This window comes from Dolichospermum heterosporum TAC447 (assembly GCF_024584745.1).
Classification (GTDB): Bacteria; Cyanobacteriota; Cyanobacteriia; order Cyanobacteriales; family Nostocaceae; genus Dolichospermum; species Dolichospermum heterosporum.
This window is the reverse complement of sequence record NZ_CP099464.1, coordinates 3488136-3505360: the sequence shown is the minus strand read 5'-3', so window position 1 is coordinate 3505360 and position 17225 is coordinate 3488136. Positions and strand designations below refer to the sequence as shown.

General features: G+C 37.4%; 8 protein-coding genes. 3 read left to right on the top strand and 5 right to left on the bottom strand.

From position 1 onward, the window contains the following. Positions 1-4: 4 nt before the first annotated feature. A complete protein-coding gene (locus tag NG743_RS15660) occupies positions 5-2530 on the bottom strand; it encodes a substrate-binding domain-containing protein (protein ID WP_257120404.1) in 2526 nt (841 codons plus the stop codon). Positions 2531-3074: 544 nt separating this feature from the next. On the opposite strand from NG743_RS15660, the gene NG743_RS15655 reads away from it, so the two are divergent. After that, positions 3075-6278, top strand: a complete 3204-nt coding sequence (locus NG743_RS15655) for a PAS domain S-box protein (RefSeq protein WP_257120403.1) — start codon at positions 3075-3077, stop codon at positions 6276-6278. 119 nt (positions 6279-6397) lie between these two features. After that, the gene (locus NG743_RS15650; protein ID WP_027403642.1) at positions 6398-6601 is read left to right on the top strand and encodes a hypothetical protein; all 204 of its coding nucleotides are present in this window, start codon (positions 6398-6400) and stop codon (positions 6599-6601) included. Positions 6602-6826: 225 nt separating this feature from the next. Here the strand turns inward: NG743_RS15650 and NG743_RS15645 are convergent, their stop codons facing one another. The 4 genes from NG743_RS15645 to NG743_RS15630 form a co-directional block, all read right to left on the bottom strand. After that, positions 6827-7888 (bottom strand): ATP-dependent 6-phosphofructokinase, encoded by a 1062-nt coding sequence (locus NG743_RS15645; RefSeq protein ID WP_257120401.1) that lies wholly within the window; start codon positions 7886-7888, stop codon positions 6827-6829. A 48-nt stretch (positions 7889-7936) separates the two neighbouring features. Continuing rightward, the gene (locus tag NG743_RS15640; RefSeq protein WP_027403640.1) at positions 7937-8956 is read right to left on the bottom strand and encodes a dihydroorotate dehydrogenase-like protein; all 1020 of its coding nucleotides are present in this window, start codon (positions 8954-8956) and stop codon (positions 7937-7939) included. 159 nt (positions 8957-9115) lie between these two features. Then, the gene (nifJ, locus tag NG743_RS15635; protein ID WP_257120399.1) at positions 9116-12703 is read right to left on the bottom strand and encodes a pyruvate:ferredoxin (flavodoxin) oxidoreductase; all 3588 of its coding nucleotides are present in this window, start codon (positions 12701-12703) and stop codon (positions 9116-9118) included. Positions 12704-13271: 568 nt separating this feature from the next. Continuing rightward, entirely contained in the window at positions 13272-13508 is a 237-nt protein-coding gene (locus NG743_RS15630) for a HetP family heterocyst commitment protein (RefSeq protein ID WP_035082631.1), read from the bottom strand. Between the two features lie 1282 nt (positions 13509-14790). Between NG743_RS15630 and NG743_RS15625 the strand changes: the two genes are divergently transcribed. Next, on the top strand, positions 14791-17208 hold the full coding sequence (locus tag NG743_RS15625) for a sucrose synthase (protein WP_257120398.1): 2418 nt from the start codon (positions 14791-14793) through the stop codon (positions 17206-17208). The last annotated feature ends 17 nt before the right edge of the window (positions 17209-17225 follow it).

The window sequence follows — 17225 nt, the reverse complement described above, 5'->3', positions numbered from 1 at the left end:
CATTCTAACCCTCTTTTTGTTCTTGGAAAAACTTCTGATCAATAGTTTTCCTATATTCTCTATTAGCAGAAGTAGCCGTTATATGATAGTCAACTGAATTATCCACAAAGGGGACAGTTAACTTAAATGTACCATCAGGATTGACCTTGACTTTTTGACCATCAATAGTGACATTTGCACCTGCTTCTGTAGCACCATGAAGAACCAATTCTGTATCAACGATAACCCAGAAATCTGTACTGGGACGACTAAAAATACGAACTGTTCCAGAACGCGCTAAACACAACCACTGATTATCACGATTCACATAACCGATTTCTGTCATGTAGTCCCGTTCACCTTTGGAAATAGGTACATAACGATCATTGATTGCGGTTTCACATTCGTATTGTGCATCGAACTGAGGACGCTGATAGCTCAGATCAAGATTGGTAACATCATAGACCCGGATAGCCAACATGGTAAATCCTTGATTGTGTAATGCTTGTTGATGATCTTCAGAAATATACCAAGATAGGTAAGCCCATTTGGGAGTGCGGGGTGTGAAAATAATTCTAGTATTTCCAGTCGCATTGATGGGATTAATATTAGTCCAAGCTTCTATCTCAGCATCTAATTCCATTGCTATAGCTTCATTTGTAGCTGGAAGAGGCAAGGGAGTAGGATATATCTCTTCTTCTATTTCCGGGGTATTGAAGGTAATTTCACTAGTAATGGCGTTTAAAGCCTCCCCTAACTCGAATGGTAAATCAGATAATGAATCTTGAGTTTGTGGTGATTGGCTGACTGGTTGAGGTGCTTGGGTTAGGTTGAGAACTTCTGTTATGCTCTTATCTGACTTAACTGGTGTGGAGGTAATACCAAGTAATTCTGATAAGGATGTAATCTTTTGATTAGATTTAATTACAGGCGTTTCTGGTGCTTCTAATGGAATATTACTGACTTCATTCCTGGAAATATCTGCATTAATTGGCTGGTGGTGAATATTCGGGATTTGTGGAAAGTAACTATTAACGACAATAACAGGGTCTTCTGTCTCCCAAGCCACTTCATCATAGTTGAGATCAAGATTAATTTCAGACATTTCCTGAATTTGATTATTGGGATAAGTTGTCTGTGGTACATCTATAGTGGCTATATTACTCACTGACGTTATTTCCTGGTTATCATTATCTTTGTAGTAATTTGCACCATTACCATTACCATTTAATATTGATGCAAATGCTTCTGAATCTGACAGAGTAAACATTGCCTCTGGAAGAGAATCACTTTCTTGATTTGAGGATGCCTGCGCTTTTTCAATCGGTAGCGAAGCACTGCTGCTGGCAGTTCGCTTTCTTCTTCTCAACCACAATGGCAAAAAGCTACTGAATCCCGCAATTAGTAATAAAGGCATTAGTAATAAAAACCTCATATTTTTGGTAATCATGGAGGGATTATCAAAGAGGTGTATCAACTGTATTTCCTTTCCAGCGTCTTGAGGTTCGGGTATAACTAATTTTTCAGGCGTTGGTGTTACTAGAGATGGACTTTGAGAAACGGAAGGAGTTACTGTGGCTGTAGGTATTTCTGAAGGGGTCGTGGTAGAGATATTAGCCACAGGCAGAGACATAGTTTGTATGGATATGGCTGCAATAGCAATTGCTTCTGCTTCTTTAGCCGCTTTTATAGACTCTTCTCCTGGCTTGGCTAAAACAAAACCTAGAAAATCTCTAACTTTAGGACTGGGATTTTCTTTATAAGCGTAAACAAAAGACTGGAAAAAAGGATATTTAGAATTATCTGGCAAAAAATCTTGTACTTTTAGTACCCGCACATCTGGTAACTTAGCAATTTGACTTGCTAACACATAGCTAATGCCATCATTACTTAATTCTTTAACAATGTTAGGTGTGTCGTCTTTCGCAACCTGCACCGCATTAGTACCTGTCAATACTTGTCCAGACTTAAATACTGAATATTCACTAAAGGAATTACGAGTATCACTATCAAAGGGACGATCTATAAATCTAATCTTACCCTTAGCATTTCCCAATTCTGACCAATCTGTAATTTCTCCTCGAAAAATCTTGGCAAATTGCTCAGTAGTCAAGCCATCATAGAAGGGATTATTCATACCAACAATGATGGCAATTTTTTCTTGACGCACTAGCACCTGTTTTAGACCTTGTGCTTTTTCTTCTGGAGTGAGTTTGCGACCAAGGGATGCTACATCAGCTTTACCATCTAAAACTGCTTTTACGGCATCTTCATTGCCATTGATGGCAATTTCTACTTTAGTTCCCGAAAACTGGGTTTCAAAGTTTTCTTTTAAGCGTTGGTTGACAAGCAGGGAGTTACGAGAACTATCAACTTTAACTACAGTCCCATTTTCTACTTTTTCTGGTAGGGGAAAATCTGGAGTCTCACTTGTGGATTCTGCTTGGATGGGTAGGGAAATTAAGAAATTTGCTACCATTGGACTGGTAACTATAGCCATTAATAAGGCCAGTTTGATAATTACACGATTTTTTTGTTGTTGTTGCCACATATATCTCTGATTTAGCTAATATAAATGAACTACTCGCCAATAATCAAAATATTATTTGATTGAGTAATGCTTTGTCCAAATTGGAAAAAGCCTTGATTTGTAGGTTAAGTTATTCGCCTTAGCGTTGCCCAGCCATAGCATAAAACTTAAAAAATGCGTTAGTTTACGCTTTAGCTTAACCCAACCTACAGAAAATGGTTAAGGTATTGATTGAGAAGATGGGTTAATTATACAGCGTGAGTTATTTTTATCTGTGATAACACAAGTGATTAAATTAGAACAGGAATTAGGAGTAATTGCGAGCGAAGAGAAGTCATTGCAAGCGAAGAGAAGCGATCGCAACCCTGACAATCACTTCATCTCACTTCATTCATTGCAAACGAAGAGAAGTCATTGCAAGCGAAGGGAAGCGATCGCAACCCTGACAATCACTTCATCTCACTTCATTCATTGCAAACAAAGAGAAGTCATTGCGAGCGAAAAGAAGTATACAATTTGATCAGACGATCAAGATTTAACCCCTTGTTACCATAACTTCATTGACATGAAATTAGTTACAGAACTATCTATTGATCAGACCAAACCATTAAACCCATTGGTTGATGGACTGAATGAAAAGTTAATTGATTTACCTAGTTTACATCAAATTATTGATTATTCTCCTGTAACTATTGGTCATGATGGTTATGTAATGGATGCTATTAAATTGATGAATCAGGTTGCAGTTAGTCATTTAACACCAGAAGCAAAAGACTATGTTTTGGTAGTAGAGGGCAAGAAATTACAAGGAATTTTGACGATTAATGATGTACTGAAGGTAGTTGCCTCAAATACTAACCTATCAGCAGTGAAAATGGCGGATGTGATGAATCAGTCACCAATTACCCTCAAAGAATCAGATTCTGAGCATATTTTGACCGTGTTGGCACTTTTACAGCAGCATGGTATTCAACAGTTACCTATAGTAGATGACGAAGACAATTTAATTGGTATTGTCCATGAAAAAGACTTACTACAAAGCTTAAATATAGAAAAAATAGTGGGTGTGATTGAGGCATTACAGGAAAATCTTGGAGATTCTCATACAAAACACACAGCAATTAATCAACAATTAGAAGTAATTCGCTGGCAAACTTATAATTATTTACAACAATGGGTGAAAGAAGAGGTTGCTGATAGTGTAGAAATTAATCTGCAACTTCAGGAAACTTTAGAAGAACTGCAAATTGCAGAAGAAGAACTGCGGCAACAAAATGAACAATTGATCTATTCCCGTGAAATTACTGAAGCAGAACGACAGCGTTATCAAAATCTATTTGAATTTGCACCTAATGGTTATTTAGTAACTGATAGTTTAGGTATAATTCAGCAAGCTAATTATGCAGCAGCATCCTTATTATCTGTAGGTCAAAATCATCTGATTGGCAAGCCATTACTGGTGTTTGTTGTTGAAAAACACCGCTTTCAGTTTGTAGCCCAGTTAAAAAAAATACAGCATTTACAGGAATGGGAAATAGATTTCCAGCCTCGCCAAGGTTCGCTATTTTCTGCTAGTGTCAGAGTAAATCCTATATCTGATAGTGAAGGTAAAAGAACCGGGTTATTGTGGTCAATAACTGATATTAGCGAACAGCAAGCTGCACTGCGTGAACGCAAAAAATTAGAAGCAGCCCTCCGTCAAAATAGCGATGTCTTGGAAACCAGAGTAAAAGAGCGCATGGCAGAATTAGTGATTGCTAATGAGCGATTGCAACAGGAAATCGTGGAACGAGAACAGATTCAAAAGTCTTTACAAGAAAGTGAAGCCCGACTTACATTGGCGCTGGAAGCGGGTAAAATTGGCATCTGGGACTGGCATATCCAAATTAATAAAACTCTCTGGTCTGTTAATTTGGGTTTAATGTATGGTTTACCTATTAATATTTTATCTCCTGATTGTGAAGACTTTCTCAAGTTAATCTATCCTGAAGACCGTGAGCAGTTTCAAAAATGTGTGAGTGCTTCTATTGAGAAAAAAGTTGATTTTGTCTGTGAGTATCGAATCGTTGCTAGTGATGGTAGTCTAAATTGGTTGAGTTCTAGAGGAAAAGTTTACTGTAATGAAAATGGTGAACCGATTCGGATGATTGGTACTACTAGAGATATTTCTGAACGGAAGGCAACTGAACAGCAACTCTATGAACAAGCTGCCCTTTTAGATATTGCAAATGATGCAATTTTTGTCCGTGATTTTCAAGCCCAAATTCTTTTTTGGAATCAGGGTGCAGAGAAGATATATGGGTGGAAACGTCAGGAGATTTTAGACAAGAATCCCAAGGATATTTTTTATGATTCAACTTCCCATGAGCAAGAGATCATTCCTCTGAAAACTGTAGTGAGATTGGGCAGTTGGCAAGGTGAATTACGCAAACGTACACAATCGAATCAACTAATTATTGTTCAAAGCCGTTGGACATTGATGTTAGATGGTGATGGACAACCTAAATCTATTCTCACGGTAGATACTGATATTACTGAAAGGAAAAGACTAGAAGATCAGTTTTCCCGCGCTCAACAGATGGAAATTCATGCTAAAAGAATGGAAAGTATTGGGACTTTAGCAGGTGGGATTGCTCACAATATCAATAATCATTTAACACCGATTTTAGGATATGCTCAATTACTTAGAAGTAAATCTTCCTTAGATAAAGATAATTGTTTGCCAATGCTAATAACTATTGAAAATAATGCTAAAAAAGGGGCAGCTTTGGTAAGACAACTTTTATCTTTTGCTAAGGGAGTAGAGATTCAATATACAATTATTCAGATTGGTGATTTGATTAGGGATACTATTCAGATGGCTAAGGAAACATTTTCTTTTCCTCAATCTATCAGATTTTTAACCGATCTCCCGCCAAAATTATGGACGGTATCTGGGGATAAGAATGAACTGGAACAGGTATTAATTAACTTGATGATTAATGCTGGTCATGCTATGCCTAATGGTGGCAATCTGTCTATTTCTGCGGAAAATTTGTATATTAGTGAAGAGATTAGACGCATAAATCATTACGCTTGTGTGGGAAATTATATTGTAATTACCGTGGAAGATACGGGGACGGGGATGCCACCGGAAATATTAGAAAGAATATTTGAGCCATTTTTTACTACTAAGGATATTGGCAAAGGAACAGGATTAGGACTATCAACATCACTAGGAACGATTAAAAGTCACAAAGGTTTTATTAATGTTGATAGTGAAGTGGGGAAAGGTAGTAAATTTAAAGTATTTTTACCATCGGTAAATCAGGAAGTTATCCCTTTAGAACCGGATTACCGGGAAACGTATCCAGGACGACGAGAGTTAATTTTGGTGGTAGATGATGAACCCCAAGTGCTGGAAGTTACGAAAAATATTTTAGAAAGTTACAATTATCAAACTATTACTGCTAAAAATGGGATGGAGGCGATCGCTATTTATGCCCGGTACAAACAGCAAATTAGAGCAGTGTTGATGGATATGATGATGCCAGAAATGGATGGAAGTTCTGCTATCTCCAATTTGAAAAAAATCAATCCTCAAGTCAAAATAATTGCTTGTAGTGGACGCAATATCCAAAATATGCTGGAATCAAGTAATGAAAATCAAGTTCCTGCGATTTTATTAAAACCCTACACTAATCAAGAATTACTGGAAACATTGAGTTATGTCCTCAAGGAGTCAGGAGTCAGGAGTCAGGAAGAAGGAAGAAAGAAGAAAGAAGAATAAAATTACCCAATTATCAATTACCAATATTTGAGTATTTTGAACAGATTTTTGGGAATCGTAGCACTTATGCTCATAGAATTGACCGATTCATGAGACTTTTATTCTTTCCTGGCAAATCTATGACACCTCAAGAATTTTTAGCAAAGTTGGCAACAGCCCCAACAGACCCCGAAAAACTGGTAATTTTTGCAGAATACTTGGATACAAATGCCTTAGACTATGCCACAACACCAAGGTGGAGAAGTCTTTCTTATAGTAACGAAATTGAAATGGCACTGAAAAATGTGGCCTTTCATTTAGAAGCGCTCGCTGAAGTTGAGTAATAGGTGAGGGAGTGGGGGGAGTTGGGGGAGTTGGGGGAGTTGGGGGAGTTGGGGGAGTTGGGGGAGTTGGGGGAGTTGGGGGAGTTGGGGGGGTAGAGGGAGTCGGGGGAGTCGGGGGAGTCGGGGGGGTAGGGGGAGTCGGGGGGGTAGGGGAGATTATTTATCTTTCTATTACCTATTACCTATTACCTATTACCTATTACCTATTACCTATTACCTATTACCTCATTCACCAATATATATACCTAAAGACCGAGCGGTTTGGACTAAATCACCGTGAGGATTAACAAGAGAGGGATTATTATCTATCACGGCTTGAATGGGGAAAGTGACAACCTTTCCATTTTGCCAAGCTAACATTTGATCATATTGATTTTGGGCAATTAAATCAATGGCAACTTTACCAAACATGGTGGCTGTGAGACGGTCTAAAGCTGAGGGGATACCACCGCGCTGAATATGTCCTAATACAGAAACTCTGGTATCAATCAGGTGATGACTACAATTGGCAATTTTTTCGGCAATATATTGACCTTGACCACATTTAGCTGTTGTGCAAGTAGAAGGATTATTGGCATCTTCTGTACAAACAGATATACCTTCAGCAACAACTATAATGGCGAATTTTTTTTGCCACTGTTCGCGTAATTCGGTCAGATGATTACATATTCCCTTAATAGTATAGGGGACTTCGGGAATTAAAATCACATCAGCACCGCCGGCAATTCCTGAGTGTAAAGCCAAGTGTCCCGCGTTGCGTCCCATAACTTCGATAATCATTACCCGGTCATGACTAGCAGCGGTAAATATGAGCCGGTTAATGGCATCAACAATGGTATTAACTGCCGTATCAAAGCCGATTGCACGTTCTGTAAAGGCGACATCATGATCAATGGTTTTGGGGATAGCAATTAAGTTCCAATTACCTAAAACTGATAGTTGATGAATAATATCTAAACTACCATCTCCACCCACAATAATTAAAGCATCTAAAGCGATCGCCTTATAGCCGGCTAATATTTCATCAGCATGAGCTAAAGTATCCCCTTTATTAATACTACCTAAAACCGTTCCCCCCATATTTAGCAAAGGGTCAATTCCGCGTAAGTCCCAACCATGTATACTTAACGGCACTGTTTTCCGTTCTAGCAACCCTTGGGTGGCGTAAGGGATACCCACTACCTGCCAATCATAAGTCCTTGTGGCATGACTCACAGCCGCGCGAATCACACAATTTAGACCAGGACAATCACCACCACTTGTAAGAATACCGATACGTTTTTTCATAAGTCAGGAGGTAGGGGCGCAGAGCCTGCGCCCAGTCAGGAGTCAGGACTAAGATGGTGTATAAACTCTACCCGAATCCGGGTTATAGGTTTGCAAAGCTTTCATATATTGAGCGCGTTCAAAAGCACTAGGATTAGGACATTTTAACTGGCTCATAGTACCTTGCATTTGCTTTACAGATTCATATTCATGGGTTTTCATCCATTCCAGTAGGTCTTTTTCTAAACACTGAATATGGTTAATTCCCTCTCGTAATAATACAGAACAAAGCATAGTTATATTTGCTCCCACCATCAACATTTTGATCACATCATGGGCATTGTGAATACCGCTAGTTGCAGCCAAACTACCCTGAATATGACCATAGAGAATAGCTATCCAGCGCAGAGGTAAACGCATGGCTTGGGGGGTACTTAAAAGTACATGAGGTTCGACTTCTAAATTTTCTAAGTTAATATCTGGTTGATAAAACCGATTAAATAATACTAATCCATCAGCCCCGGCATGATCTAAACGTTTGGCAATATTTGCAGTATTAGTAAAGTAAGGACTCAGTTTTACGGCTACAGGAATAGTGACGGCGGCTTTAACAGATGTGAGAATATCAAGATAATTTTGCTCGATATCATGACTACTTAAATCTGGGTTAGTGGGAACATAGTAAATATTTAATTCTAGTGCTGATGCTCCTGCTTCTTGCATCAGTTTACCATATTTAGTCCAACCACCGACTGAAGAACCATTCAAACTAGCAATAATCGGAATATCTACCTTTTCCTTGGCTTTGCGAATATGGTCTAAATATTCTTCTGGTCCGACTCGGAAATTAGCGATATTTGGGAAATAAGTTAAAGCTTCTGCAAAACTTTCTGTACCATAGCTTAAATGATGATGAAGTGCAGATTTTTCTAAGTTTAATTGTTCTTCAAATAGTGAGTGCATAACAACAGCACCTGCACCTGCATCTTCCATTAGCTTAATATTATCAATGTCTTCGGAAAGTGGAGACGCGGAGGGAACTAGAGGGGATTTTAATTCTAAACCTAAATACGTGGTAGTTAAGTTCATAAATTTGGTAATGGGTAATTTTTTCTTTCTGTCTCCTGACTCCTGATATTAATTCAATTCAGATAAATGAACCACAGAGGCACAGAGGACACAGAGACAGAAAATCTCAAAAAATTTGGCGCATTTTTACAAAGAAATGGTATGACTCGTAATTTAGCTTTATTGTAATTTTCTGGCGGCTAAATATTGGTACATTTGCCAACGGGTGTTAACATCGAGTTGGGCTTCTCTGAGGAGTTCTTTTGCTGTTTCTGGGTTAATTTTGGTTAACATTTTAAAACGGTTTTCCATGTACATGGAATTTTCTATTGGTATGCGAGGGGTGCGAGAATCGAGTTGTAGGGGGTTTTCTCCCTGTTTAATGCGGTGGGGGTGATAGCGATATAATAACCAGCGTCCAGAGTCTACAGCGGCTTTTTGGTTTTGCATGGCTGTACTCATGTTGATACCGTGAGCAATACAATGACTGTAGGCAATGATTAAGGATGGACCTTCGTAAGCTTCGGCTTCTAAGAAAGTTTTCAGGGTTTGTTCATCTTTTGCGCCCATTGCTACACTAGCAACATAAACGTTACCGTAGGTCATAGCGATTAAACCTAAGTCTTTTTTAGTTGCGGGTTTACCACCGGCGGCGAATTTTGCTACTGCACCTTTAGGGGTAGATTTGGACATTTGACCGCCAGTATTAGAGTAAACTTCTGTGTCTAAGACGAGAATATTGACGTTGCGTCCACTAGCAATGACATGATCTAATCCACCGTAACCAATATCATAGGCCCAACCGTCACCACCAATGATCCAAACACTTTTTTTGACTAAATAATCAGCGAGGGATTGAAGATTTTTAAACGCTGATAAACGCTGATAAACGCTGATAGAATCTTCTTTCATCTGCGTTAATCTGTGTTCATCTGCGGTGATAATTTCTTCTAATTTTCTTTTAAGAATGGAAACTCGTTCTCGTTGAGAGTAAATATCCGATTCGTCTTTTTGTTCAGCGTTGAGGATTTCTGAGACTAAGGTTTCACCTATATGGGGTGCAAGTTGTTGGAGTAAATAAGCGGCAAATTCGGCTTGTTTGTCTATGGAAACCCGGAAACCTAAGCCAAATTCGGCGTTATCTTCAAATAGACTGTTAGACCATGCTGGACCCCTACCTGCGGCGTTTTTTGTCCAAGGTGTGGTGGGTAAGTTACCACCATAGATAGATGAACAACCGGTGGCGTTAGCGACAATCATGCGATCGCCAAATAATTGTGTTACAAGTTTAATATAAGGTGTTTCTCCACATCCAGCACAAGCACCAGAAAACTCAAATAATGGTTCTTGCATCTGTTGTTGATTAATATGATTTAACTTTAAATTCCGTCTATCTGGGTTAGGAAGATTTAAGAAGAAATCCCAGTTTTCTCGTTCTTGTTCTCGCAATGGTTTTTGCGCTGCCATATTAATAGCTTTTTTGCGCGGTTCGGCTTTATTTTTTGCGGGACAAACATCAACACAAATACCGCAACCTGTACAATCTTCTGCTGCTACTTGAATGGTAAACTTTAAATCATGCCAATCATGTTCTTTTGCATTTGCACTTTTAAAAGTTGTTGGGGCATTTTCTAACTCTTCTGGTGCATATACTTTAGCGCGAATGACACTATGGGGACACACCATCACACATTTACCACATTGAATACAAACGTCAGCATCCCACACCGGAATTTCTTCAGCAATATTGCGTTTTTCCCATTTGGATGTTCCTGTGGGATATGTACCATCTACAGGTAATGCACTTACAGGTAAATCATCACCTTCACGAACTATCATTTTCCCTAATACATTGCGGACAAATGCAGGGGCATTATTGAGAATAGGTGACAGGTGACAGGTGACAGGTGACAGTTCTTTAGCTGTAATTTTATAGAGATTTTCCAAGGTTTTATCAACTGCTTGGATATTCATTTGTACAAGTTCTTCACCTTTTTTACCGTAGGTTTTACGAATAGATTTTTTAATTTGATCTATAGCTTCTTCCCTTGGTAAAATACCAGAAACAGCAAAGAAACAAACCTGCATAACTGTATTAATATGTCCACCCATTCCCGCTTCACGGGCGACTTTATAGGCATTAATGACATAGAATTTGAGATTTTTGTTAATTATCTCTGTTTGCATGGTGGTGGGTAATTTATCCCAAACTTCATCTTTGCTATAATGTGAATTTAATAAGAATGTCCCACCAGGAATAATATCTTTTAATATCGGGAATTTTTCTATAAAATCCCATTGGTGACAAGCGATAAAGTTAGCTTTAGTAATTAAATAGGTAGAATGAATTGGTTGATTACCAAAGCGCAAATGAGAGACTGTAACAGAACCAGATTTTTTAGAATCGTAAACAAAATAACCTTGGGCATAATTATCTGTTTCTTCCCCAATAATTTTAATTGAGTTTTTATTTGCCCCCACTGTACCATCTGCACCTAAACCATAAAAAATTGCTCTAATTATATTGTCAGCTTCAATATTAAATTCGGGATTATATGCTAAACTGGTATGGGTAACATCATCATTAATGCCGACAGTAAAATTATTTTTTGGTGTTGCCAAATCTAAGTTATCAAATACCGCTTTTACCATTGCTGGTGTAAATTCTTTAGATGATAAACCATATCTTCCCCCCACAACTTGAATTTTGTGAAGTTGGTTTGCTGCCAAAGCTGTAACTACGTCTACATACAAAGGTTCACCAATTGCCCCTGGTTCTTTTGTTCTATCTAAAACAGCAATTTTGCGAATAGTTTGGGGAAGAGAATCAATAAATCTTTGGGTATCAAAGGGACGATATAATCTAACTTTGATAACTCCGACTTTTTCACCTTGTTGATTGAGATAATCTACGGTTTCATGAACTGTTTCGCAACCAGAACCCATGAGAATAATTATTTTTTCTGCTGCTGGATTTCCATGATATTCAAATAGTTGATATTTTCTGCCTATATTTTGGGCAAATTCATCCATTACCTGTTGAGTAATATCTGGACAAGCGAGATAAAAAGAGTTTACTGTTTCCCTAGCTTGAAAATAAACATCAGGGTTTTGGGCTGTTCCTCGTAATACCGGATGATCAGGTGTTAAAGCCCGTGAACGATGGGCAATTACTAACTCTATGGGAATAAATTTTTGTAAGTCTTCAGTTGTTAATATTTCTATTTTATTGACTTCGTGGGAAGTGCGAAAACCATCAAAAAAGTGTAAGTAAGGTATCCGAGATAATAAAGTTACTTTTGTGGAAATTAGGGCAAAATCATGGGCTTCTTGCACAGAAGCAGCGCATAACATGGCAAAACCTGTGGTTCTTGCGGCCATGACATCACTATGATCTCCGAAAATGGATAAAGCTTGGGCTGCAAGCGATCGCGCCGCAATATGAAATACTGTAGGTGTAAGTTCACCGGCAATTTTGTACATATTTGGTAGCATCAACATTAACCCCTGAGATGCTGTAAAGGTTGTTGTCAGGGAACCAGTTTGTAAAGCCCCATGTACAGCGCCCGCAACCCCCCCTTCACTCTGCAACTGGACCACCGCAGGAACAGTTCCCCAAATGTTCGGTTTTCCCTCACTCATCCAAGTATCAGACCATTCCGCCATCGGTGAAGATGGTGTAATCGGGTAAATGGCAATAACTTCGTTTAATTGGTAAACGACTTTAGCCACGGCTTCATTACCATCTATAGTTGCAAAGGTTTTCATTTTATATTCCTTAACCTTAAATAACTACCAAAACATCCAGTCAGGAGGTAGGGGCGCAGGGCCTGCGCCCAGTCAGGATTCAGAAGTAAAACTACAGCGATTTCCAATCATATAAGGTACATCTTAGCCCCCTCATCGCACCCCCCTAAATCCCCCCGCAGCGGGGGGAAGAAAAGGATAAGCTTTTGATACTGGAGGGGGTTGGGGTTCTTGTTCCGGGTTTGATGACAATTTGCTGTAGCTTGCTGTCTGGCTTTGAACTTAAATCCTCTACCTCATTAATCTGCAATCTGCTGTAAATTATTCAATAGACATCTCCAAAAATTAAAGATACTTGACCTGAAAACCCTGTAGAGACGTTCCATGGAACGTCTCTACTTTTTTGGAGATGTCTAATAATTATAGGATAGTTCGTGAAGAAACCTCCCCATACTAAATGTAGCATGGGGCTAGATAGGAACAAAATCCCAAATTATTAGTTTTAGGGAATAACTTTCTGCTGAGTTACTCTACCTTTTGGCTTAGTAATTGACATGAATCTTTGTAAATATGACTATTCACAAAAGACTCAAATATCTGCTTTTGGTTTATTAGCTGTTCCAGAACCTTGACGGTTTTCTTTAATTAATCGGCTGTAAGTCCGTTGAGGGATATAGTGAATTGGATTATAATCAATACAACGTAAAATCAACACACAAGCCCAAGAATACCGTCCATCAGCAATAGCTTCAATGATATGATTGAACTGTTCGGGAGTGATGGCACTATGAAAATCGTTCTGAGCAGAAGAAGCTTGATAGTTCATAACTAACCCTGATATAATCTTGTAGGATTGAAAGTTAATAGGTTTTAAATATTCAGAACAGACAATCTTTTTAGTCCAAACGAATCAGACTTTTATCGTCAAGTTTAGGAATTCTACTCCTGATTTGACAAGCCTTTTAAGTCCTGACTTTTGATCTCCTAAATTCCGAATAATAGGGAGAAATCAAGGGGATATTTGTGCAATCACAGCAATATATACAGATGATATGCACAGGATGTAATTCTCTTGGTGAATAACTTCGATATCTAAATTCGAGTATAGCGATAACTTACCGATTAAATATCAATATTATTTGTGGTTATAAGAGAATTTTATTAATTTTCTGTGAGGTTTAGTAAGTAGTGGTATACATTCAATTAGTGATATCTCATTAGCGATTTGTAATCTAAATAGATTAAATCCTGCAATTTTTGAGTGTATAAATTGAAAAAATTACTAGACACATTACTCTTGTGTTAGTAAAAATACAGGTAAATTTCTAGCATTGTATGCCCAGGTTGATTGTTTGGTAAAAAATAGGAAATACAGATATTCGTATTATGACACTATTTAAATAGTCATACAACATTGAGATCTTTCCTGTCCATGATTTTGTAAATACTCCTTGTGACACTATTATATGCAGAATACTATGTTTCCCGTAACTAGTGAGCCAAATTGGCACTTTGTTTATATAAATACTACAGAAAATATCGGTTACAAATTACGAATTAAATGACTATTTAAATACTGTCACAAGGGGTATTTACAAAACTGTAGGTAAAATGTACTTCAGTGTTGCATGACTATCTGAATACTGTCACAAGCAGTATTTACAAAGCATTAAATCAAAATTGATTTAGCGTGTATGACTATTCAAATAGTGGCACAAGGGATATTTACAAAATTAAATCTGGCATAAGGTCACAAATTCATTTTCAATTTTTTGGCTAAATTAATTACACCTCATCACGACATACTCAACCTACAAAATTCGTTGAGGATATGAGTATTCAGGTTTTGCTGAATTGAGTAATATTTATATATGTAATATTTTATTCTTATTTTAATAGACTATTAAAGAAGTGTCACAAGTAAGATTTACAAAATGGTAATTAATATACTTCAGAACTATGCTGTAGCGAATAGATATTTCTCTATCTATAAGATGATGTTAGGGTTCATCCTTTAGTTAGAAGTAAATGATTGAGTAACTTATTTACGATTAACTTGGCACAGCATATCAATAATTCTGACTTTCGCTAGAGTTTGGTAATGTAAAATGTATAAATTAGTGCAAACTATTGTTAACAGTGATGAAAAAAATGCTTTAGGTGAGTTTATCTTAGGATTGGGTAATAATCATAAACGTTACTTTCTAAGAAACGAGATTTTACAAGCCTTTGCAGATTATTGTCGCCAATTCCAAAAACCTGCTTATTTTTATCACTCTTCCTCACTAGGAACATTTATTCAGTATACCCATGAAATAATTCTAGATAGTGGAAATACTTGGTTTGTCCTTAGACCAAAAATTGCGAGTCAAGAAGTATGGTTATTAACCGCTGATTTGACCAAGTTTGACTTAATGACACCCAAAGCATTATTAGATGTGAGCGATCGCTTAGTCAACCGTTACCAACCCCACATTTTAGAAATTGATCTTCATCCCTTTTACCCAGCAGCACCAAAAATTAGTGATTCTCGAAATATCGGACAAGGTTTAACAGTTCTCAATCATTATTTTTGTAATCAATCATTGACAGATCCTGAATATTGGATTGACGCATTATTTCAATCACTACAAAGATTAGAATATAATGGCATCAGCCTATTAATTAGTAATCACATTCATTCAGGATTACAACTAACCAAACAAATCAAACTAGCTTTAGAATTTGTTAGTCATTTATCCCCCGATACACCATACATAAAATTTGGTTTTCATTTCCAATCACTCGGTTTAGAACCAGGTTGGGGTAACAATGCAGCCAGAGTTAGAGAAACCTTAGAACTTCTCGAAAAACTCATGGATAATCCCGAAGCTGCTATTTTAGAAACCTTTGTTTCTCGCATTTGTGCAGTTTTCCGCGTCGTCCTTATTTCCATACATGGTTGGGTTGCACAAGAAGATGTTTTAGGAAGAGATGAAACATTAGGACAGGTTATTTATGTTTTAGAACAAGCCCGCAGTTTAGAAAATAAAATGCGAGCAGAAATTGAACTTGCAGGTTTAGATACATTAGGAATTAAACCCCATATCATTATATTAACCCGACTCATTCCCAATTGCGAAGGCACATTTTGTAACTTACCATTAGAAAAAGTTGATGGTACAGAAAATGCTTGGATTTTGCGCGTTCCTTTTGTAGAATCTCAACCAGAAATTACCAACAACTGGATTTCTAAATTTGAAATTTGGCCTTACTTAGAAAAATTTGCCCTGGCTGCCGAAACAGAACTTTTAAAACAATTTCAAGGCAAGCCAAATCTAATTATTGGTAATTACAGTGATGGTAACTTAGTCGCTTTTATTCTCTCCCGAAAAATGAAAGTTACCCAATGTAATATTGCCCATTCCCTAGAGAAACCTAAGTTTCTATTTAGTAACTTATATTGGCAAGATTTAGAATCACAATATCATTTTTCTGCCCAATTCACCGCTGATTTAATCAGCATGAATGCCGCAGATTTTATCATCACATCATCCTATCAGGAGATTGTCGGTACACCAGATACAATGGGACAATATGAATCTTATAAATGTTTCACCATGCCTAACTTATATCATGTAATTGATGGCATTGATTTATTTAGTCCTAAATTCAACATGGTTCCCCCAGGAGTTAGTGAAAATATATTTTTTCCCTACAACGAAACAACCAATAGAGAATCCCACCGTCGTCAACATATCCAAAATCTGATTTTTCAGGCAGAACACCCACAAATTCTCGGTAAATTAGAACATCCCCATAAAAAACCAATTTTTTCTGTTAGTCCTACTACCTCAATTAAAAACCTCACAGGTTTAGTGGAATGTTTCGGTAAAAGTCAAGAATTACAAGAACAATGTAACCTAATTTTATTAACCAGTAAACTGCATCCAGACTCAGGTACAAACTCCGAAGAAATTCAAGAAATAGAAAAAATTCACGCGATTATTAATCAATATCATCTTCACCATAAAATTCGCTGGTTAGGAATGCGTCTTCCTTTGAGCGATATCGCGGAAACCTATCGTGTAATTGCCGATTTTCAAGGAATTTATATTCACTTTGCCCTTTATGAATCCTTTAGCAGAAGTGTTTTAGAAGCAATGATTTCTGGATTACCAACTTTTACAACTCAATTTGGTGGTTCATTAGAAATTATTGAAAATCACAATAAAGGATTTAATCTCAATCCCACAGACCTGGAAGGAACAGCCAAAACAATTACTAACTTCTTAGAAAAATGCCATAATTATCCAGAATATTGGCTAGAAAATTCTCAATGGATGATTGAGCGCATTCGCCATAAATATAACTGGAATTCCCACACAAATCAACTCTTGTTATTAGCCAAAATGTTTAGTTTTTGGAACTTCGTTTATCCCGAAGATAACGAAGCTAGAGATCGTTACATGGAAAGTTTATTTCATCTCCTTTATAAACCTATCGCCGACAATATTTTATCAGAACACATTCATCAGCAAAAATAAAAATTGTAGGTTGGGTA

What these genes read in the sequence shown, in the direction of transcription:
- NG743_RS15660 (WP_257120404.1), bottom strand. Translation starts at nt 2,530, where the DNA reads ATGTGGCAACAACAACAAAAAAATCGTGTAATTATCAAACTGGCCTTA.
- NG743_RS15655 (WP_257120403.1), top strand. Translation starts at nt 3,075, where the DNA reads ATGAAATTAGTTACAGAACTATCTATTGATCAGACCAAACCATTAAAC.
- NG743_RS15650 (WP_027403642.1), top strand. Translation starts at nt 6,398, where the DNA reads ATGACACCTCAAGAATTTTTAGCAAAGTTGGCAACAGCCCCAACAGAC.
- NG743_RS15645 (WP_257120401.1), bottom strand. Translation starts at nt 7,888, where the DNA reads ATGAAAAAACGTATCGGTATTCTTACAAGTGGTGGTGATTGTCCTGGT.
- NG743_RS15640 (WP_027403640.1), bottom strand. Translation starts at nt 8,956, where the DNA reads ATGAACTTAACTACCACGTATTTAGGTTTAGAATTAAAATCCCCTCTA.
- nifJ (WP_257120399.1), bottom strand. Translation starts at nt 12,703, where the DNA reads ATGAAAACCTTTGCAACTATAGATGGTAATGAAGCCGTGGCTAAAGTC.
- NG743_RS15630 (WP_035082631.1), bottom strand. Translation starts at nt 13,508, where the DNA reads ATGAACTATCAAGCTTCTTCTGCTCAGAACGATTTTCATAGTGCCATC.
- NG743_RS15625 (WP_257120398.1), top strand. Translation starts at nt 14,791, where the DNA reads ATGTATAAATTAGTGCAAACTATTGTTAACAGTGATGAAAAAAATGCT.